Here is a 25,680-nt window from a genome sequence, read left to right as displayed (position 1 = left end):
TTCGTTCTTCGTGCTTATGCGCTAAATATGTTTAGCGACGTGTTTATGTCCCGGGGTTCACAGATGCGCTAAATGGGTCGCTAATGGGAGTTGAGCGTCCTGTTTAGCGCATCTCGGTTGGCAAATACGATAAACAGGACGCTGAAGGCACCTGTCTGGCGTCAGAATTGCACCTGTAACTGATGTGATACCGTACAACACGCCGGGTTGCGATTATTCACGCTTTCCTATAAACTACTAATTTGTTGCCTTGGGAAGGGCAGCGAATAAGTTAGCCTCCATCGTCTAGCGGTCTAGGACTACGCCCTCTCACGGCGCCAACACCGGTTCAAATCCGGTTGGAGGTACGAAGTGCTATAGTTGCTAATCGGCTACAGCACCAAGCCAATTGGGGTATGGTGTAATTGGCAACACGGCTGATTCTGGTTCAGTTGTTCTTGGTTCGAGTCCAGGTACCCCAGCAAAGATGCAAAAGCCTCGCAGCTTTTAAGTTGCGGGGCTTTTTACTATTGTAAGATAGTAATTCCGGTAATGATACTGGTGATAGTGGTGGGATTGTCAACGACACGAAGGTGGAATCATGACTGATCAGACACACGGAACGCATGATCTTTCGTCAAAGCCGAGAATTCAGCCGGTTCAGGAGGGTGACACCCGGCCTGTTTCGGTTTCGGTGCGCCTTGGTCGCCTGCAGTTTCACGATTCCGGCAAATTCCGCGTTTTGGTGTTGGCGGATATCCAGGACGGGCCGAAGGTGAACAAAGACACCATCAAGCTCATCAAGGCCGCACTCGACAACTCTCGTCCAGATATCGTTATTTTTTCCGGCAACCAAATTGCCGGTTATGACCAGGCCTATGCGAAAACGTTCCGCAAGCGCACATGGACACCGCAGAAATGGTCGATGGGCACGGCGGCGACCAACCTGCGCGACACCGAACTTGAGCATACCCGTGAGCTGGTGCGACAGGAGATTTCTCAGTTCCTTTCCCCTCTGATCGAGCGTCACGTTCCGTGGGCCGTCACTTACGGCAACCACGATTTTCAGTGCGGGCTTTCCAATGCCGAACTTGATGAGATTTATCGTGAATTTCCCGGGTGCCTGAACCCGGAACCTCCCATCAAGCGTTCGGATCGCCCTCGCAAGCAGCCCGGCAGCGGCTTGCCTGAGCAGTATATCTATCCTTGTGAGCCGGGCACGTTCGTTCTGCCGGTCAGCGAGGACCACAAAAGTGACAACGTGCTTGGTCTGGTGATGTTCAATTCAGGCGATTACGGCAAACTCGGCGGCTATGGTGCACCGAGCCAGCGGGCGCTTGATTTTCTCAAGGTCGCACCGGGGCTTGTGGGAGCCAAATCGATAGTTTTCCAGCACATCCCGGTACCGCAGTATTACGATTTGCTCAAAGAAGTTCCGGCCACCGCCGCGCACGCCGTAGAAGGCTACCGTACATTTGCCGGCCACAATTACGTCATTGACGAGACCAAGACGCTGCCCGGCAGTTTCTTGGGGGAGGGCATCAGTTGCCCGGACGTCGATACCGGCGAATTCGATATCCTCAAGTCGACCGGCGGCTATTTCGCGCTGCTGGCCGGTCATGACCACCGCAACCGTTTTGTCGGTTCCATCGGCGGCCTGACGCTTGTGGCTACACCGACCTGCGGCTTCGGCTCCTACGGTCCGGCCCCGGCCCAGCGTGCCGCGCGTCTTCTCGAATTCGATATCCGTCACCCGTACGAGCCGCGCACCCAACTGCTTGAGTTCGGCGATCTGGTCGGCAAAGCGAGTTCCGGCAAGGCCTATACGTACGCACTCAACGGCACTCCCGACGCCGCGAAAGAAGGCACGAACCTTCTGCGTCGTCCTCGCCTCTTGGCTCAGATTCTGCGCAAAATGCATCTGAAAAAGTGAACCGCGTGGTCGTGAAACGTTTTATATATATAAATTTATACGTTCCACGTGCCATCCAGGCCAGATAAGCCGGAACCCGTTTCGGGGTACTCGGTGGGGCTTCTAGTATCCGTTTTCTGAGATTTTGGGACAAAATAGCATTTATTTTTCTTGTTTTAGACCATGGCATTAAACGATATACATATCGCTTACAGCGAAATTTTAAATAATCAAGTATTGCATATTATGCAGAATATTATGGCTGTATCTTTGTAATATACTAATTTCTTTTTTGTAAATCAGCCATTTTGATGAATAATTTTATAATTTAATTGTTTAATTTTTTAGACAGTTTAATTAGATAAAAATCGGTTAACTTGAAATATCTGCCTAAATTAATTAGCATTACGTCTTGTCTTAAATGTTTTAGTGTAGCTGACTAAATTAGGGAGAATCGCGAAAGAGATTATGGTGAAGAAAAAAAATACGGCAATCGGTTTAATCGTTGCCGCAGCGTTGTTGGCGGCTCCAGTTGCCGCTTCTGCCGATGAAATCGGTGTTACGGATTCCGCCCCAGCGGAAAGTGAAAACATGTCACTCGGCGGCGCGAATGTTGCCGATAGCAAACAGGCCAAACAAACCGAACTGAGCGCTAATACCACGAGCTCGGATGCCTCAAAGCCCAATGCCGGAGCGGAAACGGGTAAGGTGGCCGCTTCCGCCGCAGGCAATCCTGGAACGGGCTCGGCTGTCCAAGGCGGTTCATCTTCCGTGCCGGGCAGCGCAGCAGGTGCCAGGGGCCTTCGTCCTTCTGCACAAAGCGCGACGCCGAATCCGGCGTCAGGCCTTGTTTCCGCGCCTTCGGGCCTGTTCACCCGTGGCGGTTGCCTTGGTTCGGCTCCAGCACAAGGCGGATTCGCGGGTTGGACGAAGTCCATTGACGCCAGCGGCGAATGCACGCTGACCATCGCCGCGGACGCTTCCGGTAACAATGCCATGCCCAATGATGCCAATATCATTTCTGGCGGCAGGGTTGACGCGACGGTGGATCATATCGTCTTCCAGGGTCCGAACAAGACCAAACTGAACAACACCTCGGCGCAGTATTTCCACGGATATAACAACGATGGCGGGTTCAAGACCTTTGCTTCCAATGGTTTCGTCGATACGTCCGCTGTGACCGATATGACCAGCATGTTCTCATCCGATTTTGCCCTGACATCGTTGGATGTTTCCGGTTTTGACACCTCGAATGTGACGACGATGAACTCCATGTTCTCCTCCACTCAGAAGCTGGACACCATTCATGGCCTGACCGATTTCCATACCCAGAATGTCACTAACATGTCCACGATGTTCTATGCCTCGAAATACACCCACTTGGATGTCTCCAGCTTCGACACCTCGAAGGTCACTACGATGCATGCCATGTTCCTGATCAATCCGCGTCTGACTTCCATCGTTGGCTTGGACCATTTCAGGACCACGGCTCTGACCGATCTGTCCTATACGTTCTACGGCATCGCTGTGCAATCGCTGGATCTTTCAAGTTTCGACACCTCGAAGGTCACCACCATGGATCACATGTTCACCGGCTCTGGCCTGCTCAATTCCGTCAAAGGCTTGGAAAAGCTCAATACCAGCAGTGTGACGAATATGGACCAGATCTTCACCGCAACTGGATTCGCCTCTTTGGACCTGTCCGGTTGGGATACCGTCAACGTGCAAGGACAGCAAGGAGTGGCTCTGCCGTCCTCGATCCAGAAACTGACGCTTGGGGTGAGGGGCACGCCTAGTGCCTATCCCGGCGAGTACAAGTCCCTTCAGGTCAACGGTCTTCCCGAAGCAAACAACGGCCGCGAAGGAAATGGTTATACCGGCAAGTGGGTCAAGGTCGTTGATGAGCCGATTGCCAGCAACGAAGTGTTGAAGAGCAATGAATATGATTCCTCCGCCGATTTGGTGAGGGCCATCAATATCTTTCCGCATACCCCGATTCCGGCGGTGACCTACGTTTGGGAGCGTTACCGCGACGTGAACACGAATGTAACGGCTCCAGGCGGTAAGTACAAGGTCGACGGCAGCAATGCGGTTTTGCGTAGCCATGGATATTCGGTCAATGTCCCGCAGGGTGACGACACCTTCAAACTCGTGCAGCGTTTCGCGCCAATGGCACTGCCCACCGGACCCACCAATCTCCGCTATGCCAATGGCGGCCATGCCTCACACGACTATACGTTTGCGGGCTGGAAGGATGCCGCCACCAATACGACGTATGCCGCAGGTGATTCCGTCATTCCCGCCGACCCGGCTACGACCGTTGTTCCTCAGTGGACTTTGATTCGCGACGCGAGTGCATTGAACGACGAGATTGTTCAGGATTCCAAGTTGGTCCAGGCGGACTACACGCCGGCGACCTGGTCCGTCTTCAAGAAGGCGCTGGACGCGGCGAAGGCCGTACTCGATGGCAGCGGCAACCAGAGCGTGGTCGACAACGCCTTGAATGCTTTGCGTTCCGCCCAGACCGGTCTTGAGATTGTGCCAGACAAGCTGGGCTTGACGACATTGCTGGATATGGCCAATGCCAAGCATCAGGCCGATTACCGTCCTTCCACATGGACCGCTTTGGCCGATGCGATGGCCAACGCGAACACGGTGAACGCAGATGTCAACGCGACCCGTCATGACGTCAGCACGGCGCAGACCGCGTTGAAGAACGCCATCGACGCTCTGGTGCGGAAGGCCGACAAGAGCAGCTTGAGTGTCTTGATCTCCAAGTCCGCGGCCGCGCACGAATCCGATTACACGGCGGCTTCCTGGACGCCCTTCACCCAGTCGCTGAGTGACGCCAAAACCGTGATGGATGATGTGAATGCCACACAGCAGAACGTCAACGACGCTCAAGGCAAACTGCTCGATGCGTTCACCGGCCTCGACAAGCCCGCAAAGGTCGTCGTCAAGCCCAGCGAAAGCGGTCAGGCTGGCCAATCCGGTCAGAGCAGCCAGCAAGGCAATACGAGCTCGTCGAATCACCAGGCTCAGAGTAATGGCAACGGTAACAGCAACAATGGCAAGCCCGCATCTGCGGCTCCTGCATCTCAGCCTGTCGCGCGACCTGCTGCGCAGCCTCAGACGACGGTGAAACGGATTGTAATCCAGCGTCCCGCAATTGCTGCTGCGCCTGTGGTCGGCGCTCCGAGCGGCAGCCAGAATGGTTCGGGTGCCGATTCCGGGGCTGCCGGTAACGACAAAGTCAAAGAACCCAAGAAGAAGGATTCGGGCAAGTATATCTGCAAGACGGATACGGGCAATTACGTCACTCTGAGCGGTTGGATCGAACCTGCTTCCATGTCTGGTTTGCCGCGCTGCTCGGTGCGTCAATCCGCGCCTGAAACTTCCAGCGCACCCAAGACGCAGTTCAACTGGTGGATTATCGTGGCGTTGGTGTTCATTGCTGCCACTGCCATACTTGCTTACCAGTATTATCGCAGCGAACATTCGCGAGAAAAGGTGGAGACTTCATCGCAGCACGCTCAGCGTTACTGATCTGTCTGCCGCCGCTGGTCGAAGGACCAGCAGGTGACACCTGATCCTCTAATCGATAATGGCGGTCCTCCTCGAATACGATTTCGAGGAGGACCGCCATTATTCGTTTTGTTCTTTTACCTGCCGGCGCTGGCCTTCATCAGTGCATTGGTCAGGTATTTGCCGCCGGCCATGACGTATGGGGCGTAGCGGCGGCCCGGCGAGGGGCCCATGCGGCCGGAGGGACCGGAAATGGAAATGGCCGCGATGACCTGGCCGGAGGAATTGCGGATTGGCGCGGAAACCGAGCAGACGCCCTCTTCGCGCTCGTTGACCGAATCGGCCCAGCCGCGACGGCGTACGGTCGCCAACGTGGAAGTCGTGAATTTGGCGTGGCGCAGGCCCTGATGCAGCCGCTCGGAATCCTCCCAGGCGACAAGGATCTGAGCGGCGCTACCGGCCTGCATCGAAAGCATGGCGCCCACGGGGATGGAATCGTGCAGCCCGCTCGCCCGTTCGACGGCGGCGATGCACACGCGCTGATCGCCTTGGCGACGGTAGATCTGCGCGGATTCGCCGGTGCGGTCCAGAAGCGTTTGAAGGATTGGCCCGGCAGCCGTCAGCAGGCGGTCTTCGCCTGCGGCGGTGGCCAGTTCGGCAAAGCGCGAACCAAGGATGAAACGTCCGTGCTGGTCTCGTAACACAAAGCGATGGCGTTCCAGCGCAATCGCCAGACGATGCGCGGTAGGCCTCGCAAGTCCGGTCGCGGCAACGAGTTGTCCTAATGTGGAAGGCCCGCTTTCCAGGGCTTCAAGAATTTTGACCGTCTTATCGAGGACCCCGACCCCGGAATGAATCTCGTCATGAATCGAAGCATGATTCGAGTTTTGGGCGGCATTGCCGGTTGGTTTGGGCGCGCGTATGGTCCGCGCCTCTTGGGGATCCTGTGATAATGAGTCCATACATGAATATTATACAGTGGGGTCTATCACTTTATCCATCTCAAAATATGAAACAACAATGTCCATATTGTTGACAAACGCCGATACTCGGAATTACATACAGCCGCAAAAATCCGCGCGGCGGAAGTATCGACGGGGTCGCGGCCCCAAAAGCGACGATAGGAGGTCGTATGGCAAGCACATTGGCACAAAAAGTCTGGGCTGATCACCTGGTGTACCAGGGCAAAGACGGTGCCCCGGACCTGCTCTACATCGACCTCATGCTCATGCACGAGGTCACCAGTCCGCAAGCATTCGAGGGCCTGCGACTGGCCGGGCGCAAGCCGCGTCACACCGACCTGCTGATCGCCACCGAAGACCACAACACGCCCACGGTCGACATCGACAAGCCCAATCCCGACGAGACCTCCGCCAAGCAGCTGACGACGCTGGAACGCAACTGCAAGGAATTCGGCGTGTTGCTGCATCCGTTGGGCGACGCCGACCAAGGCATCGTCCACGCGTTCGCACCCAATCTGGGGCTCACCCAGCCGGGCATGACTATCGTTTGCGGCGATTCGCACACCTCCACGCACGGCGCGTTCGGGGCGCTCGCCTTCGGCATCGGCACCTCGGAGGTCGAGCATGTCATGGCCACGCAGACTTTGTCGTTGAAGCCGTTCAAGACCATGGCTGTCAACGTCGAAGGCACGCTGCCCAAGGGCGTCACCGCCAAAGACATCATCCTTGCCATCATCGCCAAGATCGGCATCGGCGGCGGGCAGGGCCATGTTATCGAATACCGCGGCGAGGCCATCCGTTCGCTTTCCATGGAAGCACGCATGACCATCTGCAACATGTCCATCGAAGCAGGTGCGCGTGCGGGCATGATCGCCCCCGATGAGACCACCTTCGAATACCTGAAAGGCCGCCCGTACGCTCCGACCGGCGAGATGTGGGACAAGGCCGTGGCCTATTGGAAGACGCTGCGCACGGATGATGACGCAACCTTCGATAAGGAAGTCACCATCAACGCTTCCGACCTCGCGCCTTACGTCACTTGGGGCACCAACCCCGGCCAGGGTGCGCCGATTACCGCCGACGTACCGGATCCGGCCGCGATTGCCGATGCCGATCAACGTCAAGCCACGCAATCCGCGCTGGAATATATGGGCTTGAAGCCCGGAACGCCGATCAAGTCGATTCCGGTGGATACCGTCTTCATCGGTTCCTGCACCAACGGCCGCATCGAGGACCTGCGCGCCGCCGCGTCGGTGATGAAAGGTCATCACAAGGCCGATTCCATCCATCGTGTGTTGGTCGTGCCGGCCTCGTCGCGTGCCCGCCTGCAGGCCGAGGACGAAGGACTTGACAAGATCTTCAAGGACTTCGGTGCGGAATGGCGCAACGCCGGCTGCTCGATGTGCCTGGGGATGAACCCGGACAAGCTCGTGCCCGGCGAACGCTCGATTTCGACCTCGAACCGCAACTTCGAAGGCCGTCAGGGCAAGGGTGGGCGCACGCACTTGGCTTCGCCGTTGGTCGCCGCCGCCACCGCCATCCGCGGCACGATCTCGAGCCCCGCCGACCTGTAAGGTCCTCGACGATTCGTTCGTCCTTTATATTAATTATCGGATTTTAAATTTCAGAAGGTTTATCGATCATGGAGAAACTTACACAGGTCACCGGCGTCGGCGTCCCGCTTCGGCGCTCGAACGTCGACACTGACCAGATCATCCCGGCGGTCTTTTTGAAGCGTGTCACCAAGACGGGCTTCGAGGATGCACTGTTTTATGCGTGGCGTCGTGATCCGGAATTCATTTTGAACAAGCCGGAATACCGCAACAAGGGCAAGATTCTGGTTGCCGGCCCTGATTTCGGCATCGGCTCGTCACGTGAGCACGCCGTGTGGGCACTGCGCGACTACGGGTTCCGTGTCATCATCAGCCCGCGGTTCGCGGATATCTTCTATGGCAATACGGCCAAGAACGGCGTGCTCGCGGCCATTATGCCGCAGGAGAACGTCGAGCTGCTTTGGAAGTTGCTGGAGGAGGATCCCGGCCGTGAGATGACCGTCGATCTGGGGGAGCGCACCGTGACTTGCGGCGACGTCACCTTGCCGTTTGATGTCAACGATTACACGCGCTGGCGCCTGATGAACGGCTACGATGACATCGACCTCACCTTGCAGCACGAGGACGCCATCGCCGACTACGAGAAGATGCGCGCCCAGCGCTTCCCCTTCAAGCCCAAGACATTGCCCGCGCGCCATGATCCGGAGCAGCCGGTCAAATCCGCTCGTCCCGTGGATGATTCTAATTGGGCAGGACCGTTAGGCGCGTAGCCCTGTGGGCTGCGTGCAGGTCCTGCGTGGTCTCGCGATTCTCGAGCGGAGCCACAAGGTATTGAGCCCGTTTCTGTGAAGGAACGGACAAATAATTGCAGGATCTGGGTCGCTAACCGCATAGATGAATTTCCGATTTAGGTATAAAGTTTGAGCCTCTATCTTATTTGTACTCAAGGTAGAGGCTCAAACTATTTTCGGATATATCTCAATATGCCTTAGAAGTTATAGCTCAGTGCAATCTTGCCCTGCGGATGGTGGTTGACCGCGAATTCGATGGCCTCGGCGATGTCAGTGATGGCGAAGGTCTTGTCAATGACTGGCGTGATGGCCTTGCTCTCGGCGAGCTCCTTGATGTAGGGATACTCCTTTTTCATTTGCCCGAACCCGGCGCTGCGCAACGATTTGCCGGTGCCTTCGAAACATTCCTTGCCGCGTTGGTGAGCCTCACCGGTCTGCTGCATGCCGCCGACGGGGATGTGGACGCCACCGTCCTTGAGCAGGTCACGGTACTGCTCAAGCGTTGCGTAGCCGTTGACGGCGAGGATGCAGTCATAGCGGTCCGTGGACTTGGTGAAATCCTCTTTGGTGTAATCGATGACTTTGTCCGCGCCGAACGATCGCACGAGATCGACGTTGTGGGTGCTGCACACCGCAGTCACTTTCGCACCGAATGCTTTCGCGACCTGTAGCGTGAATAGCCCAACCCCGCCGGTGGCACCGTTGATCAGCACGCTTTGACCAGGTTTGACGTCAGCCAGACGTACTTCGCCCAGCGCGACCTGCGCGGCGGCGGGCAGTGTGGCCGCTTCCTCAAAGCTCAGGTTTGTAGGCTTCAGGTAGAGATCGCCGTCGTTGAGTGCCGCATATTCCGACCACGCGCCGATAAGCATCGGAGTGGCACCGAACACTTCGTCACCCGGCTTCACATCAGCGACCTTGCTGCCGACTTCCTCGACCACTCCGGCGACATCGACGCCCAGCACCTTGCCCAGCGCATGGATGACATTCTCGTCCATATTGCGCATCATCGGGCTCATTTCCTTGCCCATCACCGGCTCGATGAAACGCATGTAATCCGCGAGGTTCAGGGACGAAGCCTTGACGCGCACCAGCACCTGGTTGTCTGTGATCGCGGGCTTGTCGATTTCCTCGACCTCGAGCGCGTCCTTAGGCACTCCGAATTGTGTATAGACGATGCCTTTCATGTGATGTCCTTTCGTTGACCTCGGCCCGGCCTGATCGCTGCCGGGGCTCATTTCCGCCTTATATTGGTCTGTATCCACTCTTTGATTGTTACAGATTGATACATTATCGTATCCCGTATCTCTGACCCTAAGCATGAAGAGGCAGACGATCCATGGCGCAGAAATAATGGAATCGGCGAATCATGTTTCAGAATTCCCGAACCCTTGTCCCGCTTATATTTATCCGGCAATGCCAAAGCCTGCAAAATTTCCGTCTTAGTTTTTATTTGTCGTGAAACGTATCGTAAAAAACGAGACAGTAATAATAATGTCTGAATATTGGCTCTAAATGGCGGTTTAACGCCGTTTTGCAAGTTAAAACTATGCAAATCAGACAAGTCCGTTCGGCCCCGGGCGCATTTTCGCCCCTGCTTCACTGATCCGCCACAACCGCTGTGGCACACTATGTGTAGTAAACTCGCTAATAAAGGGTCGACGAAAGAGGCTGATTGTGGCAGATACTACTGAGGATGTCCTGCACGTCGAAGGCGGCAAACCGCTGAGCGGCACCATTAAGGTGCGCGGTGCCAAGAATTTCGTGAGCAAGGCGATGGTGGCCGCCCTGCTTGCGCCCGGGGTATCCATGCTCAAAAACGTTCCCGAGATCCGCGACGTCCATGTCGTCTCTGACCTGTTGCGTCTGCACGGCGCGACCGTTGACTGGGATGACGCCAAGGGCACGTTGAAGATCGACGCGACCAACGTCCGTCTTGCCGACGTGGCAGATGTGGATACGCTCTCCGGTTCCTCGCGCATCCCGATCCTCTTCTCCGGCCCGCTGCTGCATCGCCTGGGTGAGGCGTTCATTCCGCAGCTTGGCGGATGCAATATCGGCGGCCGCCCCATTGACTTCCACTTGGAGACCCTGCGCAGGCTTGGCGCCAACGTCGACAAGGAACACTCCGACGGCATCCACATCACCGCGCCCGACGGCCTGCACGGCGCGAAGATCCATCTGCCGTACCCGTCCGTGGGCGCCACCGAGCAGACGCTGCTCGCCGCAGTCCAGGCCGAAGGCAAGACCGAGCTTTCCGGTGCCGCCACCGAGCCCGAGATCATGGATCTGGTCGCCGTTCTGCAGAAGATGGGTGCCATCATCTCCGTCGATGTCGATCGCACGTTCCGTATCGAAGGCGTGAAGACCCTCAAAGGCTTCACTCATACCGCGCTGACCGACCGTATCGAAGCCGCGTCTTGGGCCTCCGCCGCGCTTGCGACCCACGGCGATATTTTCGTCAAGGGCGCCACGCAGCCCGAGATGATGACCTTCCTCAACGTCTACCGCAAGATCGGCGGCGAGTTCGACGTCACTGACGAAGGCATCCGTTTTTGGCATCCGGGCGGCGACTTGAAGCCCGTGGCCATCGAGACGGATGTGCATCCCGGCTTCATGACCGACTGGCAACAGCCGCTTGTTGTCGCGCTCACGCAGGCCAAGGGTCTGTCGATTGTGCATGAAACCGTCTACGAGAACCGTTTCGGTTTCACCAAGCCGTTGGTCAAGATGGGGGCGACTATACAGCTCTACCGTGAGTGCTTGGGCAGCCTGCCGTGCCGCTTCCAGCAGCGCAACTACAAGCATTCCGCCGTTATCTTCGGACCCACGCCGCTTGAGGGACGCGACATCGATGTGCCGGACCTGCGCGGCGGCTTCAGCCACCTCATCGCGGCGCTTGCAGCCAAGGGGCCGTCGAACGTGCAGGGCATCAGCCTTATCGATCGTGGTTATGCGGATTTCCGCGGCAAACTCGCTGCGCTCGGTGCTGATTTCGACTGAGGCTTCGCACTTTTACCGGCTGTTGGAAATCTCCTCGTCAGATAATCTGGCGGGGAGATTTTTTAGTGTTCCGATACTGTTTTCGAAGCAAAATTAAGTAATTTCGTCTCGAAAATCGTTATGCGGATATGTTCGGTGGTCATCGCTTCAAAAGACGGATTGCCTATCACAAGATAAGACATAATGCAAATCGCAGATCGTAGGAGGGTTCTCTATCCCCACGTTGTACACAGAGTTATCCCCATGGTGTGGATAACTTTGTGCATTATCCCCAGTGACACGCCCAAAATGTGGATAACTCTTTTTTCTTGTCCACATGGAAAAGTCCGTGCGTGTCATCGTGTGAGGTCGAAAGTGAAATGAACATTTTCGCTGTGGTGTTGTAGAGCTTTCGGAGGAAGGGCGCTCGAAACGCTGATTTTTTATGGCAGACTGGTTATGCTTGACGGCATGGCTGACGGAAAATCCTGGGATTCGACGCGCTCGAACCGCGACTTCAACACACGTAAAGATAGCTTTAACGGCGACACTTCCGCAAACAACGCGACGCTGTTCGACCGTATCCCGCCGCATGATGACGACGCGGAAATGGCCGTGTTGGGCGGGATGCTGATGAGCAAGGACGCCATCGGCGAAGTCTCGCAGATGATCGACGTCACCGATTTCTACCAGCCCAAGCACCAGACCATCTACGAAGCAATCATCACGCTGTTTTCTGCCTCCGAGCCCGTCGACGCGGTGCTGGTCGCCAACACGCTCTTAAAAGACGGCAATCTCGAAAAGGTGGGCGGCGCCGATTACCTGCACAGCCTGGTGGCCGCCGTACCGACCGCGGCCAATGCTACGTATTACGCCGAAATCGTCCACCAACGCGCCATCCTGCGCAATGTCATCGCCGCCGGCACGAAAATCGCCCAGCTCGGCTATTCCGCGGAAGGTTCGCAGGCCGAGGATGTGGTCAACCTCGCGCAGTCCGAGGTCTACGAGATGAGCGTCGGCAAGGTGCGGCAGGATTACGAGGCCATCGGCCCGGTGGTCCACGACGCGCTCGACCAACTCGACGCCCTGCAGAACGGCACCATCGAGAAGGGCGTACCCACCGGCTTCAAGGGCATCGACGACGAGACACAGGGCCTACAGCCCGGCCAGATGATCGTGGTCGCCGGCCGCCCGGCAATGGGCAAGTCGACGCTGGGCGTGGACTTCGCGCGTTCGGCCGCGCTGCACAATAACCTGACCACCGTCATCTTCTCGCTCGAGATGAGCAAAACCGAGCTGGCCCAGCGTATCATCTCCGCCGAAACCGGCATCCCGCTGGTCGCTCTGCGCCGTGCGGACAACGACAGCCTGACCCCGGAGCGCTGGAACACGCTGAACGATTTCTGGACCGCGATGCAGAACGCGCCGCTGTTCCTCGATGACAGCCCGAACATGAGCCTGATGGAGATTCGCGCGAAATGCCGCCGCCTGAAGCAGACCAACGACTTGAAACTCGTGGTCATCGATTACCTGCAGCTGATGAGCTCGGGCAAGCAGGAGGAGAGCCGCCAGCAGGAGGTCTCCGGCTTCTCGCGTGCGCTGAAGCTGCTCGCCAAGGAGCTTGAGGTGCCGGTGGTCGCGCTTTCTCAGCTCAACCGCGGCCCCGAGATGCGTAACGACAAGAAGCCGCAGCTCGCCGATCTGCGTGAGTCCGGCTCCATCGAGCAGGACGCCGACGTGGTCTTCCTGGTCCATCGTCCCGACTTCTACAACGAGGAAGATAGGCCTGGCGAGGCTGACATCATCCTGGCCAAGCACCGTAACGGCAAAACCGGCACGTTCCCGCTCGCCTTCCAAGGCGAATACTCCCGCTTCCACGATATGCCGCAGGATTTCAACCAGGGGATCTGATGGTCGCTATACCACACAAAGCCCTTCGGCCAATCGTCGGTTCAGCGGTTACGCTTATAGAAGGTCGATGAATCATGAATATTCGTGACAATAATGCAGACATTTCTGCCGGCGATAAGGAACACGACGACATGCAGAACAAAACCTCGACATCGCGCAAGCCGTTCAACGCGTTCGCCACGCCTGCCATCGGCAAGGCTGTTCGTGGGCTTTCGCGCCTGCTGCACCATGGCGGCAGCGCGTTGCCTGGCGAGGTCGTGGAGAAAATCGACCCGACGTTTTTGGAGCGTACGCTTGGCCAGTTGCCTTACGGCGTTGTTCTGGTTTCGGGAACCAACGGCAAGACCACGACCACCCGCATGATCGCCTCGATCTTGAAGGACCTCAATCTCAAGGTGTTCACCAACCCCACCGGCTCCAACTTCACCCGTGGCGTCGTTTCGGCGCTCTTGACCGAAGTTTCGGCTGGGGGCAAGCTTGATGCCGACATCGCGGTGCTGGAGCTCGATGAGGCGTATGCGGTACATTTCGTGCACCAAGTCAAGCCGCGGTATTCCTTGCTTCTGAATGTCATGCGCGATCAGCTCGACCGCTTCGGCGAGATCGACAATACGGCGCGGTTGCTGAGCCACGTCGCTGCCAACACGACCGGAACCGTGGTCTTGAACCGTGAGGACCGACGGATCGCGGCGCTCGCCCACGTGGTGCCACAGGGCACGCAGGTCCGTTATTTCGGGCTTTCCGACGAGCTGCGCAAACTGTTCCCCTCCGACGATGACATGCATGCCGGGGATTTGTCCGCCGCCGAAAAAGCCGCAGCAAAGGTGGAGGGCGTCAATACGGCGTTGGCCAGTGCCGTCGCGCCTATAGCAGCCTTCCGCTCGGGCGGCGACACCGGTAAGAAAACCTCTGATAGCGCGGCCGATTTGCAGGGCCCGGACACAACTTCTACGTCGATGGCAGCAAAAGCAGCCGATAGCCAAACCGGCGCTGTAAAGTCGCATGACATATTCGATTCGTCAGGCAACAGAATCATCCCCAAGCTCGACGCGCGGGAGACGGTTTCCGCTTCCTCGGCTTTGGCTGATTCGCTGGCTTCTCAGCGTCTTGCGGACGTGGTGCTCAGCCGTGTGGGCGACCACGAGGCGGAATTCGTGATGGACGACGCCGAGTTCGAGACCACGGTCCAGCTCGAGGGCGTCTACAACCTCTTCAATGCGGCTGCGGCGCTCGCGGTGGTGCGCGCGGTCACCGAGCAGATCAAGAACGCGGACACCACTTTGCCCAGGGCGCGCGACGAACGCCTGATGCGCGCCCTTTCACGCGTCACCCCGGCCTTCGGTCGCGGAGAGGTCATCAAGGTCGATGGCGCCCCGGTCGAGCTACTGCTGGTCAAGAATCCGATGGGCTTCAGGATGTCGCTTTCCAGTTTTGCTCCTGACGGCCACGACACGATGATCGTCATCAATGACGAATATGCCGACGGTCGTGACATGAGCTGGCTGTGGGATGTCGATTTCACTTCGCTGCGCGGCACCGGCGTGAAGATGGTCTCGGGCGTTCGCGCGTGGGATATGGCGTTGCGGCTGGAATATGAAGGTGTCACGGTCGGGCAGACCGATACGAACGTCGAGGAGGCCGTGCGCAAATTCGTCACGGCCGATCCTGGCACGCCGAAACATATCTATTGCACGTATACCGCGATGCTCAAGGTGCGCTCGGAGCTCGGCAAATACGCCGAAGTCGCCGACGCCGGGGTGGGGAAGTGAGAGCGATGACCGAAACACAGAACGAAAATTCGCAAGAGCCGCAGGCTGCCCGTCCGATCGACGTGATGTCCATCTATCCCAAGGATATGAATATCTACGGCGACTGGGGCAATGTGCTCACCATCAAGCGCCGGCTTGCGCTGTATGGCTACGAGCCGGTCATCCACGCCTACAACCAAGGCGACCCGTGGCCGGAGCATGTCGACATGATCCTTGGCGGCGGCGGGCAGGATAGCGGGCAGGAAAAGATTTCCGATGACTTCTTCAAACGGGCGGACACCTTGCGTGCCTTGGTGCAAAATGACGTGCCGATGCTGATGATCTGCGGCATGTATCAGCTGTTCGGTGAGTATTTCGAGACCATCGACGGCACCAGACTCGATGGCATCGGCATCTTCGGGGTCTATACCGAAGGCCGCGAGAAGCGTATGATCGGCAATCTGCTGGAGCATTCCGACCGGTTCGGCGATGTCATCGGCTACGAGAACCATTCCGGCCAGACGTTCCTGCGTGACGGTGTGACACCGTTCGGCCATGTCGACCACGAGGGTTGCGGCAACAATGGTGAGGATCATAGTGAAGGCGCCCGTGTCCATAACGTCATCGGCACCTATATGCACGGCCCGTTGTTGCCCAAGAACCCCAAGGTTTCCGACTTCCTCATCCGCGCCGCCGCGACACATCGCTACGGCCAATTCCAGCCGCAGCAGAGCAGGAGCAGCAAGCCGAACTCGCTCATATCGACGCCCTGGCTGCCAGCGCCCGTCATGTCGCTTCATCAAGGCCGCGGTAGTAACCGGATAGCAAAGCCACGGCAGCAAGGCAGTATCAGGGTTCGAGAATCGTGATGGAATCGGCAGCGGTCATGAACTGCTTCCACCTGATTCCAGCATCTTCAGTTGTGCATTTCATCGTTATGCCGTCCATGTGCCCGCGAATCGGTAAGCTAATCGTCAAGACATACCATATTCCTGTCTTAACCGTCAGGCTATATGTCATGGCCACCAGCGGCTCGCCGTTTTTGTCGTGGTGGATGATGGCTTTGACGCTAGATGGGTTTTTATAGGTTGTGTATACGGCGTTTTCCAAGATTTTGGCTGTTCGGGCTAAATCAGAAGACCATGGTGCACTGGTTGAATCCGAGCAAACGATGCGTGTATCGGGTTTGCTTGGATTATAAAAGTAAATACGCGGAGAATCGTTGTATGTTATGTGAAACAGCCTGTGCCATATCTGAGGTTTGTCTTTGATTTCGCCAATGTCACCTCTTCGCCGGACTGGTGTTTTTTGTGGTGAATCGCACTTGAAATCGTCCGGTATCTCCATGGTTGCGGCGTTATCGAAGATATTAACTAATTTACCCATATTCGGTTTCTGTCCATATGGTTATCTGAATTGATATTTTATATATTTAACGATAATCAATATCGTTGTATACAATTGCTGGGATATCGAATCAATCAATCTGACAGGCTGGCTTTGCCTCGTTCGTAATATTCCATCGAATATGGCTGGCCGAGGATACTGAAAGTGCCGTTTTCATAGCGCAGTTTGGTGGTCGCCGTGTTTTTCGGGCCGGTGAAATCAAGCGTCTGATCAATGAGGAAGAGGAATTGGCGGATACTCAGGCCGGAGCTGACGACCAATACGTTGCCACCGCCGTGCTTTGCTTCCGCCTCGCCGATCTTGGTCATCGCACGCTTCATGCGCTTGCGTACGTCATCTGAAGTTTCCGCACGGACACTGGCGTCAAGGTCGGTATTGAGCACATTCTTTGCGTCCAGATCGTGCCAGGCGTCCTGAATGTCCAGATTGATTATGGTGCCGCGATCGGCTAGGCCGGCCTCCAGTGTCGGATAGCCGAGATAATTGGCTCCCGCCAGATTCGTTTCTTTGCCGGAACGTCCCTCAAAGCTGCCAAAATTGTCCTCGCGCAGATCCGGGTCACGTATGAGTTCGACGGTTCCATTGCCAGAGTAGTCAAGCGCGCCTTGAGCGGTCTTGTAGTGGCGTGGCAGCGAACCGGAATAGGCTGCGTCGAAAACGATACCTTTGAGGCCCAGTCCGAAGCACTTGATGATGTCGCGTCCGTGCCGGGTCACCGGGAAATCCGACCATCCCTGCATGAGCCCCATGGTGTTCGAAGTGGTTTCGGTATGTCGGGCCAGATAGATGATTGTCGGTTTCATTGTTCTTTGCTTCCTTTGTTGCCTGCTACCTCAAGGCTATACGCAGGGATGATTTTTGGTTTTCCCAAGCAGAATCCGTTTGAAGCAAGCGAAAAGGTAACGAAGGCTTCGTCATCGTCCGTCATTGGTTGCGTGCGGTGCGTTGAGAAACAGGGTTATAAAGCAAAAAGTATGACAATAATTATTATTAAGGCGCGCCTGCCAACTCACATTTTCGGTTGACAGGCGCGCCTTCAATCTTGTGGTTCCCTTACTTCACCCTCTTGATGAGGATGGCGGCGACGGCCGAAATGACGGTCATCGCAATTGCGACTGGGAACACCATGGTGTAGCCGCCGCTGACGGCGACGATGGTCGAGGTAAAGACCGAGCCGATGGCCTGGCCGGCGCAGGTGGCGATGTTGATGAAGCCGAGGTCCTTGCCGGCTTCCTGCGGGTTGGGCAGAACGTCGACGTTCAGCGCCTGGTCGATGGCGGAATACATGCCGTAACCGAATCCGGCGACACCCGCGAAGAGCAACATACCGGTAGGGGTGGGGATGAGCCAGGCCAGCGCGATGCCGATGGCATAGAGCGCGCAGGCGAAGATGATCGGCGGCTTGCGGCGCTTGATGATGTCTGAGATCGGGCCGGAGAGGAAGGTCGCAATCAGCGAGACGATCATGGTGATGATGGACATCGTGGCGATGACGGCTCCGGCCTGCGTCTTGGTCTGGCCGATACGGTCCTCGAGAATGTAAAGCTGGTAGGCGGTGATCATCTGATAGGCGATGAGCAGACCGGTACGGCAGATGAAAGCCTTCCAGAAATCAGAGGCGCCCTTGATCGGCGGGGTGAAGGCGTGGACGATGACCTTCCAGACCGGTTCGTTGTTCTTTGGGGTATCGAGGTTCGAATGCTCGCGGGGAAGGATAGCCATAGAGATCCAGCCTGCGGCGAGCAGCATGACGCCGGAGATGACGAAGCCGAGCCGAGTGCTGGCCACGAACTGAGCCGCCAGCAGGTTGCCAAGACCCTGGCCGATGACAGCGCCGCCGCCGAATGCCGCGGAGGCCGTGCCGCGGTCCTTCTCAGGAACGCGATCGGAAAGGATTGCGGTGATGGGTGCGATCATCATGTTCAGCCCGATCAGCGAGATGCAGTAGGCGATGCCCACGCCGATGCCGATGGTCGGCAGGCCGGTCATGTAGAAGCAGATGCCGCAGATGACGGCACCGGAAACAATCCATGGCGTACGACGGCCGAAGCGCGAACGGGTGCGGTCGGACATGCTGCCGATAAAGACGTTGATGAACATGGAGATCACTGCGCCAACGCCGTTGATTACGCCGAGCGTGGCGCTCGGGTTGGCGACGCCGATGTCTTTGAGGCGTTGCGGCATAAGAGTGCTGCCGACCATGGTGAAACCGACATAAAGCAGCGTGTTATAGACGAACATGCCGATGATATAACGTGCCGATTCAAAGCGAGGGCGTGCATCTTTCTGCCCGTTTTCCGGATTCGACGTCGTGGCGGCCTGATTTGTAGCTGTAGTCATGATAATTGTTTCGTCCTTTACTTACAGTTTCATCCACACTGAAGTGTCCTGCGGCAGCTTGCCGTCTGCGGTAAGCGGGCTGGAGCTTAGCAGCACTTCTCCTTCGGGCAGAGCCATCGGGGTCGCGCTGAAGTTGGTGATGTTCGTCCAGCCGTTGGCACGCTGGTAGGCGATGGAACCGCCGAGATTGCCGTCGGCGCCGTCGTGGGCGTCGGTCTGGTGGTCGTAGTCGTCGAGCCAGGTCAGGCTGGTGTCGGGCGTCTGCAGCTCGTGGCGCAGTTTCAGCACGCGGCGATAATGCGAGAGCATGGAATCGTCGTTGGCCTCTTCGCTGTCCACTGCGTAGTCTGAGAACCACGCAGGCTGCGGCAGATGCGGTTTTTCGGTATTGCTACCATCGGCCTGCTTGGCGGGGAGAAGCCGAATGTGCTTGCTTCGGCCTGCCACGGAAGCGGCACACGGCAACCGTCGCGGCCCTTCTTGGTGAGGTCCCGACGGGTGCCGAAGGCCCATGGATCCTCGAGCTCGTCCCACGGGATGTCGGCAACTTCGAAAAGCCCGAGTTCCTCGCCCTGATAGACGTAGGCCGAGCCTGGCAGCGCCATTTCCAGCATGACGGCGGCGCGGGCGCGCTTGGTGCCCAGCTCACGGTTTTCGTGGTAGGTGGAGCCGTTACGCAGCAGCCAGTCGTTGGCCACAGCATGGTAGAGACCATTGTCGGTCTTGATTTGCGGCAGCGCGTAACGCGAGGCGCTGCGCGGCACGTCGTGGTTGCCCATCACCCATGTGGAGGTGGAGCCGTTAGTGCGTTCGGCGGAGGCGATGCCGTCTTCGATGGCCTCGTGCATCTCGTCACGCAGCCAGTTGCATTCGGCGAACTTGAAGTTGAAGACCTGACCGAGCTCATCCGGACGGGCGTAGAGGTACTGGCGCGAAGCCGGCACCCAGGCCTCGGCCACGGCGAAGCGGGCGGGCGTGTACTTGTCGAAAACCTCGCTGCGCCATTCGCGGAAGATCTCGTGCACTTCGTCACGGTCGTAGACCGGGTGGCTGCCGTCCTCGACGGTGATGTGCATGGCATCGACGTCGTAGTTGTCGAGGTCATCACGGTCGAGGTCCTTGGCCAGGCCTTCGGCCACATCCACGCGGAAGCCGTCGGTGCCATGGTCGCACCAGAATTTCAGAGTTTTGAGGAAGTCGTCGCGCACTTCGCGGTTGTCCCAGTTGAAGTCGGGCTGTTCCTTGGCGAACAGATGCAGATACCACTGGCCGTCGGGCACACGCGTCCAGGCGGAACCGCCGAAGTTGGCGATCCACTTGGTCGGCGGCTCGTCGCCGTTCGGGCCTTTGCCGTCACGGAAGATGTAGCGGTTGCGGGCCGCGGAACCGGGTTCGGAATTCAGCGCCTCCTGGAACCACGGGTGCAGGCGGGAGGAATGGTTCGGTACGATATCGACGACCACCTTGATGCCGGCCTTGTGCGCTGCGTCGACCATCGCGTCGAAATCATCCATCGTGCCCAAGCGTGGGTCTACATTGCGGTAATCCTGCACGTCGTAGCCGCCGTCGGCCAGTTCGGAAGGATAGAAGGGAGAGAGCCACACCGCATCGATGCCGAGGGCCTTGAGATAGTCCATCTTGCCGGTGATACCCTTGAGATCGCCCAGGCCGGAACCGGTCGAATCCTTGAAACTTCTGGGATAAATCTGGTAAACCACCGCCTGTTTCCACCAAAGGTCTGCGTTTGTAAAAGCGCTGTCATTTTTAGTGAGATTACTTGTTTCCGCCATTACTACTCCTTTATAGTTTCTGAGTTATTCTCGCTGAATACCAGCAATAATCTCATTATCGTGATGAAATTATAAACAACAGAAGTAATAATAGCGCTTGCATTAAAATTGTCAAGCCAAGGAATAAATCCGAGATAGATAACAAAATTACAAAAATATTTGTCGTAATCGGCGAAAAATCAGGGATCTTCATCTTGATGAAGTAATGCAAGCGCTGTTATTTAAAGTCATAACAAGATAGGTAAACATAGATGGAGGTCTACGGAAGGTTGCGTCTCGAACGATGGCCTTCGTCGATGAACCCGGCTTAACTTAAGCGGAAACCTCAACGATTTTGCCGTTTCCGGCCACGCTTACCGATAGAATTGAATCGGCTCGGCAACGGGAAGGTTCACATGGCGAGGATTACACTTCATGACGTCGCTTTGGAGGCGGGTGTCTCCGACTCGACGGTTTCAGGGCGCTTCGTGGGCTTGACAAGGTCGACGAGGGGACGCGTATCAAAGTCAAGAACGCCGCAAAGAAGCTGCGTTTTTCATTCTCCCGTAACGCTTCTTCGCTTGCCAGCGGTAAGACGATGAGACTGGCGTTGCTGTTTTCGGACGCGCTGAACACTTGGTTCGATTCCTCGGTGCTGCAAGGGGCTTATGGGGTTTTGTCTCCTGAGGGATACGACATCATCCCCAGTACGGTGAGCACGCATTCCGAGCTTGATTCCTTCCTTGAACGGCTTCCTTTCGACGACAATGTCGATGGCGTCATCGTCTGCTCAATCAACTTGAATTCCGAGCAATCCGGCATCCTCAAAAAGCTCACCATTCCGGTGGTCGGCTTGGATTCGCGCACGATTGACGGTTTTGATGCCTCGGTCCTGCTTGACGACGACAAGGCGATGATGGAAGCGGTAGGTCTGTTGAAGAATCTAGGGCATCGGTGCATCGCGTTCGTCGGCTGGCCGGTTCCCGGGGATTTTCAATTCAGCACGATGCTGCGTGGCGACGCTTTTATGAGGGCCGCAAAGCGTTTGGGATTCGAGGATAGGCTGGTCAATCGCATCGATCTGGGGAAAATGAGCGATTACCGTTCTCCTGCCGATGCGCTTTCCGCGGCGGCTGCGCAATTGCTCGCTTCGGATCCGCGTCCCACGGCGATTTGCGTGGAAACGGATGGATTTGCCGTGCCGTTGATGGCGGAATTGGAAAAATTCGGGGTTCGCGTTCCGCAGGACATGTCGGTAATCGGCTTTGACGACACCGATGTCGCCGCCGCCGTCAATATGACGACGATTCATCAGAGTCCTGTGGAGATGTCGCGGCTTGCGGCGCACAAGGTACTTGCGTTGATGCGTGGAGAAACGTTGGAACAACCTCATTCCAAGCTCAACCCGATGCTTATGCTGCGTAAAACGACGGGTCCTGTGCGTCAGTAAACCGTGAATGCCGGTTTTATTGCAGGCTTTCCATGTTTCCCGATGGCATAATCGCGTGGTCTTTTGTATCAAGAATTGTCATTCTGACCGTTTCATAGGCTAGATTAGTAGTACGGGTGTCACTACTAGTGAAAGAGGAATCATGGCTGATTACAAACTGGGTGATGGGCTGCGCACCATAGTTCTTGCAGGCATCGGGGCAATGGCGACCACTGCTGAAAAGGGGCAGGAAATCGTCGACGCGCTGGTCAAGAAGGGCGAGCTGACGGTCGAGCAGGGCAAAGCCCTGAACACCGAGCTCAAGCACAAGGCGCAGGAAGTCAAAGACGATATGAAAGCCGAGAACGCCGAGGATAAGGGCAGCACTTCGGCTGCCGACAAGTCCGCTGAAAGCGACGAAAAAGCCGAGTAAAGCTCTATAGCTGTTGACTTTGATTTCAGGTGACGATGGACAACAAGGTTTCCAATGCCGCGCTGAAGGGCGACTATGCCCAAAATGAGACGGAAAACGTCGATAACGATACGCTGAAATCAGAAAACGAATCCGCGAAGCCAAAGGCCGATGGAACCGTTTCGGAACCGAAAGCATCGGGCAAGACTAAGTTATCCGATGCAACCAAGGAGACGAACGCGGTTCACAAGATAGACGCTGCCTGCGGAACGGATACCAGCTCAGCGACAGATACGGTTGACGTCGTTTCCGAAGACGAAAACGCTTTAAACGTCGAAAATGCTGAAAACGGAAATATTGAAGACGAGAATGCTCAAGACGGCGAGAACACAAACAACGCCGGTGGTGTCTTCGAGGAAACCGGTGAATTCGGCCTTTTCGGGCGCCGTGAGTCGTTTACGCAACGCTACCACCTGACCCGTCGCGGCAAGGCCAAACGTCTCGGCCAGATCGTCAAGATCATGGGGCAGTTCGACATCACCAAGGGGTTGACGCCTCGCAAGTTGCGGCTGATGCTGGAAGCGCTCGGTCCCACCTTCGTCAAGGTCGGTCAGATGCTTTCGATGCGTTCGGAGATTCTGCCGCAGCAATATTGCGATGAGTTGGCGAAGCTGCGCGCCGATGCCGATCCGATGCCCTATCAGACCGTCGTGGAGACGCTGGAGCGGGAATATGGGTGCCCGGTGGACGAAATCTTCGCGGATATCGATCCCAAGCCGCTGGGTTCCGCCTCTCTGGCCCAGGTTCACCGCGCCACCTTGGTCACCGGCGAAGATGTCGCGGTGAAGGTGCAGCGGCCGGGCGTGCGACAGACGATGGCGCAGGACGTCTCCATCATGCGTTCGGTGGCCAAGGCAGCCACGAAATTCATGGGCTCCACTGTGCAGGTGATCGACCTTTCAGGCGTGGTCGAGGAACTTTGGGACACCTTCGAGGATGAAACGGACTTCTTGATAGAAGCCCGGCATCTGGCCGAATTCAAGCGTTTTTGCAAACCATACCGCTATATGGATTGCCCGAAGCCGTATATGGACCTGTGCACCCAGCACGTTGTGGTGATGGATTATATCGACGGCATTTCGCTCAACCATACCGGCAGGCTTATCGAGGAAGGCTACGACCTCAAGGAAATCGGGACCAAGCTGGTCGACAACTATGCGGCGCAGATTCTCGACAACGGTTTCTTCCATGCCGATCCGCACCCGGGCAACGTCATCATTTCCGGCGGCAAGATCGTGCTGATTGATTTGGGTATGGTCGGTCGTCTCGACCGCAAGACACGGCGGCTGCTGCGGCAGATGATATTCGCCGTGGGCAAGCAGGATTCGCCGGCGCTCGCCGATGGCCTGCTGCGGTTCGCGGATGCCGAGCCTGATTCGGAGGACTATCCACAGCTTCTCCGTGACCTCGATGTGATTGTGGAGGAATACGGGAAAGTCGACCTTGCCGACCTCAATATCGCGCAGTTTGCGATGGCGCTGACCAATCTTGCGCAGCGCCACGGCATCGAGGTCCCTTCGACCGTCACTACGATGAGCCGTGCGCTGGTCACGCTCGAAGGACTGCTTGACGAATTCATTCCCGACGTCAACATGATTCAGATCATCACCGACCATGCCACTACCAGCAAACGCCTGGACGAGGTCGCCGCCGGCGAGATCAAGTCGCTTGGCATCGAAGGCAACAAGGCGCTGCACGGCTCGCTCGATGCGCTTGCGGAGAGCAAGGTCGCCATGCGTATGCTCACCCGTGGCCAGTTGCGGATGAATATGGAGGTCATCGGCAGCGAGGAGCCGCTGAAGCAGATTTCCGACATGGTCAACAGGCTTACGATGGCGCTGATCGTGGTTGGTCTGTTCGTCGGTTCGTCCATCGTCTATTACGCCGGTATGAAACCCATCGTTTTCGGCATCCCCGTGGTCGGCTTCATGGGTTATGTCGTCGCGTTCATCCTTGGTGCCTGGATCGTTTTCGACATCTATTTCAAAGGCCGCAAAGCGAAGAAAGCCGCCAAAAACAAGTAGTGCGAGAATATTTTTCTCTGTATGAATCAGGTAAATTAATGGGTCGCATCTGATTGCGCTTGAGATAAACTTGAAATAAAAAGAAAGCCTTTCCGGAAGATTGTTCGGAAAGGCTTTTTGATATATATGAATTCCGCTCAGTCGATCAGGCCATAGAGACGGTCGCCGGCGTCACCGAGGCCAGGGACGATGTAGCCGTGCTCGTTGAGCTTCTTGTCGACGCCGCACACCACGACCTTGAAGTCGATGGACGGGTCGAGTGTCTCTTCGACGTGCTTCAAGCCAGGGGTGGCCGCGAGGATGTTGATCGAGGTGATGTCCTTGGCGCCGCGCTCGGCCAGATAGTGCGTGGCCGCGACGGTGGTGCCGCCGGTGGCGAGCATCGGGTCCAGGAGGAAGCACTGGCGGCCGGTGAGGTCGTCGGGCAGGCGGTTGGCATAGGTGATGATGTCGAGCGTCTCTTCGTCGCGCTTCATCCCGAGGAATCCGACTTCGGCGGTGGGCAGCAGACGGGTCATGCCATCGAGCATTCCCAGGCCGGCGCGCAGAATCGGGACGACCATGGGGCGCGGGCTGGCGAGATGCTTGCCGGTCATCTTGGCGATCGGCGTCTCGATATCGCGGTCGACCACGTCAAGGTCGCGCGTGGCTTCGTAGGCTTCGAGCGTCACCAGTTCGCTGATGAGCTCGCGGAAGATGTTGGAGGGTGTGTTCTTATCCCGCAGAACGGTGAGTTTATGCTCGACTAGCGGGTGATCCAAAACATGTACTTGCATACTTCCAAGGATATGCCTAGCCGTGTCTTTTTTAAAATCGAAAACTGAATATTATCCATAACGGAATAATTTGATGGTTAACAGAAAAAGTAAAACGCTG

The 25,680-nt window shown here is 56.7% G+C and carries 16 protein-coding genes, 2 tRNA genes and 2 pseudogenes; 13 read left to right on the top strand and 7 right to left on the bottom strand.

Translation table 11 applies throughout. The features are described from left to right. Nucleotides 1–274 precede the first annotated feature (274 nt). The 4 genes from OZX74_RS08130 to OZX74_RS08115 all read left to right on the top strand — a co-directional run bounded on the left by OZX74_RS08130 (nt 275) and on the right by OZX74_RS08115 (nt 5,437). Nucleotides 275–347, top strand: a tRNA-Glu gene (locus OZX74_RS08130). A gap of 42 nt (nt 348–389) precedes the next feature. After that, nucleotides 390–461: transfer RNA gene (locus tag OZX74_RS08125), tRNA-Gln, on the top strand. 119 nt (nt 462–580) lie between these two features. Continuing rightward, entirely contained in the window at nt 581–1,912 is a 1,332-nt protein-coding gene (locus OZX74_RS08120; protein WP_277156416.1) for a metallophosphoesterase, read from the top strand. Between the two features lie 447 nt (nt 1,913–2,359). Continuing rightward, nucleotides 2,360–5,437 (top strand): BspA family leucine-rich repeat surface protein, encoded by a 3,078-nt coding sequence (locus OZX74_RS08115; protein WP_277156415.1) that lies wholly within the window; start codon nt 2,360–2,362, stop codon nt 5,435–5,437. Nucleotides 5,438–5,553: 116 nt separating this feature from the next. Here OZX74_RS08115 and OZX74_RS08110 read toward each other — a convergent pair whose 3' ends face one another. Beyond that, on the bottom strand, nt 5,554–6,378 hold the full coding sequence (locus OZX74_RS08110) for an IclR family transcriptional regulator (RefSeq protein ID WP_277156414.1): 825 nt from the start codon (nt 6,376–6,378) through the stop codon (nt 5,554–5,556). A gap of 170 nt (nt 6,379–6,548) precedes the next feature. Here OZX74_RS08110 and leuC point away from each other — a divergent pair, with 170 nt between their 5' ends. Both leuC and leuD read left to right on the top strand, forming a co-directional pair. After that, nucleotides 6,549–7,952, top strand: coding sequence for a 3-isopropylmalate dehydratase large subunit (leuC, locus tag OZX74_RS08105; RefSeq protein ID WP_277156413.1), 1,404 nt, complete (start codon nt 6,549–6,551; stop codon nt 7,950–7,952). 68 nt (nt 7,953–8,020) lie between these two features. Then, entirely contained in the window at nt 8,021–8,701 is a 681-nt protein-coding gene (gene leuD, locus OZX74_RS08100; RefSeq protein ID WP_277156412.1) for a 3-isopropylmalate dehydratase small subunit, read from the top strand. A gap of 218 nt (nt 8,702–8,919) precedes the next feature. On the opposite strand, the gene OZX74_RS08095 is transcribed toward leuD, so the two are convergent. Beyond that, complete coding sequence (locus OZX74_RS08095) at nt 8,920–9,909, bottom strand: NAD(P)-dependent alcohol dehydrogenase (protein WP_277156411.1); 990 nt, start codon at nt 9,907–9,909, stop codon at nt 8,920–8,922. Between the two features lie 490 nt (nt 9,910–10,399). Between OZX74_RS08095 and murA the strand changes: the two genes are divergently transcribed. From murA to OZX74_RS08075, 4 genes and pseudogenes are all read left to right on the top strand, one after another. Continuing rightward, entirely contained in the window at nt 10,400–11,725 is a 1,326-nt protein-coding gene (gene murA / locus OZX74_RS08090; protein WP_277156410.1) for a UDP-N-acetylglucosamine 1-carboxyvinyltransferase, read from the top strand. A gap of 450 nt (nt 11,726–12,175) precedes the next feature. Further along, a complete protein-coding gene (gene dnaB / locus OZX74_RS08085; protein WP_277157474.1) occupies nt 12,176–13,615 on the top strand; it encodes a replicative DNA helicase in 1,440 nt (479 codons plus the stop codon). A 131-nt stretch (nt 13,616–13,746) separates the two neighbouring features. After that, nucleotides 13,747–15,384, top strand: coding sequence for a MurT ligase domain-containing protein (locus tag OZX74_RS08080; RefSeq protein ID WP_277157473.1), 1,638 nt, complete (start codon nt 13,747–13,749; stop codon nt 15,382–15,384). 5 nt (nt 15,385–15,389) lie between these two features. Then, nucleotides 15,390–16,177: pseudogene (locus OZX74_RS08075) on the top strand (glutamine amidotransferase). Nucleotides 16,178–16,212: 35 nt separating this feature from the next. Here OZX74_RS08075 and OZX74_RS08070 read toward each other — a convergent pair. From OZX74_RS08070 to OZX74_RS08055, 4 genes and pseudogenes are all read right to left on the bottom strand, one after another. Further along, a complete protein-coding gene (locus OZX74_RS08070) occupies nt 16,213–16,749 on the bottom strand; it encodes a hypothetical protein (protein WP_277156409.1) in 537 nt (178 codons plus the stop codon). Between the two features lie 95 nt (nt 16,750–16,844). Further along, nucleotides 16,845–17,573, bottom strand: a complete 729-nt coding sequence (locus OZX74_RS08065) for a histidine phosphatase family protein (RefSeq protein WP_277156408.1) — start codon at nt 17,571–17,573, stop codon at nt 16,845–16,847. A 250-nt stretch (nt 17,574–17,823) separates the two neighbouring features. Continuing rightward, complete coding sequence (locus OZX74_RS08060) at nt 17,824–19,110, bottom strand: MFS transporter (protein WP_277156407.1); 1,287 nt, start codon at nt 19,108–19,110, stop codon at nt 17,824–17,826. Between the two features lie 21 nt (nt 19,111–19,131). Continuing rightward, nucleotides 19,132–20,900, bottom strand: a pseudogene (locus OZX74_RS08055) (glycoside hydrolase family 13 protein). Between the two features lie 577 nt (nt 20,901–21,477). Between OZX74_RS08055 and OZX74_RS08050 the strand changes: the two are divergent. The 3 genes from OZX74_RS08050 to OZX74_RS08040 all read left to right on the top strand — a co-directional run bounded on the left by OZX74_RS08050 (nt 21,478) and on the right by OZX74_RS08040 (nt 24,804). Continuing rightward, nucleotides 21,478–22,329: a substrate-binding domain-containing protein gene (locus OZX74_RS08050; RefSeq protein ID WP_277156406.1), complete on the top strand. Its 852-nt coding sequence runs from the start codon at nt 21,478–21,480 to the stop codon at nt 22,327–22,329. Nucleotides 22,330–22,471: 142 nt separating this feature from the next. After that, the gene (locus OZX74_RS08045; RefSeq protein WP_277156405.1) at nt 22,472–22,741 is read left to right on the top strand and encodes a phasin family protein; all 270 of its coding nucleotides are present in this window, start codon (nt 22,472–22,474) and stop codon (nt 22,739–22,741) included. Between the two features lie 35 nt (nt 22,742–22,776). Continuing rightward, nucleotides 22,777–24,804 carry an AarF/UbiB family protein gene (locus tag OZX74_RS08040; protein WP_277156404.1) on the top strand — a complete coding sequence of 676 codons (2,028 nt, stop codon included), beginning with the start codon at nt 22,777–22,779 and terminating at the stop codon, nt 24,802–24,804. A gap of 137 nt (nt 24,805–24,941) precedes the next feature. On the opposite strand, the gene upp is transcribed toward OZX74_RS08040, so the two are convergent. Next, nucleotides 24,942–25,580, bottom strand: a complete 639-nt coding sequence (upp, locus tag OZX74_RS08035; RefSeq protein WP_277156403.1) for a uracil phosphoribosyltransferase — start codon at nt 25,578–25,580, stop codon at nt 24,942–24,944. Nucleotides 25,581–25,680 lie beyond the last annotated feature (100 nt).

Origin of the sequence: Bifidobacterium sp. ESL0798, assembly GCF_029395415.1 — a bacterium.
GTDB lineage: Bacteria > Actinomycetota > Actinomycetes > Actinomycetales > Bifidobacteriaceae > Bifidobacterium.
The sequence above is the reverse complement of the archived record's forward strand: the minus strand, read 5'-3'. Positions and strand labels throughout refer to the sequence as shown.

Coding starts and splice junctions, on each gene's coding strand:
- OZX74_RS08120 (WP_277156416.1), top strand. CDS start 581: ATGACTGATCAGACACACGGAACGCATGATCTTTCGTCAAAGCCGAGA.
- OZX74_RS08115 (WP_277156415.1), top strand. CDS start 2,360: ATGGTGAAGAAAAAAAATACGGCAATCGGTTTAATCGTTGCCGCAGCG.
- OZX74_RS08110 (WP_277156414.1), bottom strand. CDS start 6,378: ATGGACTCATTATCACAGGATCCCCAAGAGGCGCGGACCATACGCGCG.
- leuC (WP_277156413.1), top strand. CDS start 6,549: ATGGCAAGCACATTGGCACAAAAAGTCTGGGCTGATCACCTGGTGTAC.
- leuD (WP_277156412.1), top strand. CDS start 8,021: ATGGAGAAACTTACACAGGTCACCGGCGTCGGCGTCCCGCTTCGGCGC.
- OZX74_RS08095 (WP_277156411.1), bottom strand. CDS start 9,909: ATGAAAGGCATCGTCTATACACAATTCGGAGTGCCTAAGGACGCGCTC.
- dnaB (WP_277157474.1), top strand. CDS start 12,176: ATGGCTGACGGAAAATCCTGGGATTCGACGCGCTCGAACCGCGACTTC.
- OZX74_RS08080 (WP_277157473.1), top strand. CDS start 13,747: ATGCAGAACAAAACCTCGACATCGCGCAAGCCGTTCAACGCGTTCGCC.
- OZX74_RS08070 (WP_277156409.1), bottom strand. CDS start 16,749: ATGGGTAAATTAGTTAATATCTTCGATAACGCCGCAACCATGGAGATA.
- OZX74_RS08065 (WP_277156408.1), bottom strand. CDS start 17,573: ATGAAACCGACAATCATCTATCTGGCCCGACATACCGAAACCACTTCG.
- OZX74_RS08060 (WP_277156407.1), bottom strand. CDS start 19,110: ATGACTACAGCTACAAATCAGGCCGCCACGACGTCGAATCCGGAAAAC.
- OZX74_RS08050 (WP_277156406.1), top strand. CDS start 21,478: ATGAGACTGGCGTTGCTGTTTTCGGACGCGCTGAACACTTGGTTCGAT.
- OZX74_RS08045 (WP_277156405.1), top strand. CDS start 22,472: ATGGCTGATTACAAACTGGGTGATGGGCTGCGCACCATAGTTCTTGCA.
- OZX74_RS08040 (WP_277156404.1), top strand. CDS start 22,777: ATGGACAACAAGGTTTCCAATGCCGCGCTGAAGGGCGACTATGCCCAA.
- upp (WP_277156403.1), bottom strand. CDS start 25,580: ATGCAAGTACATGTTTTGGATCACCCGCTAGTCGAGCATAAACTCACC.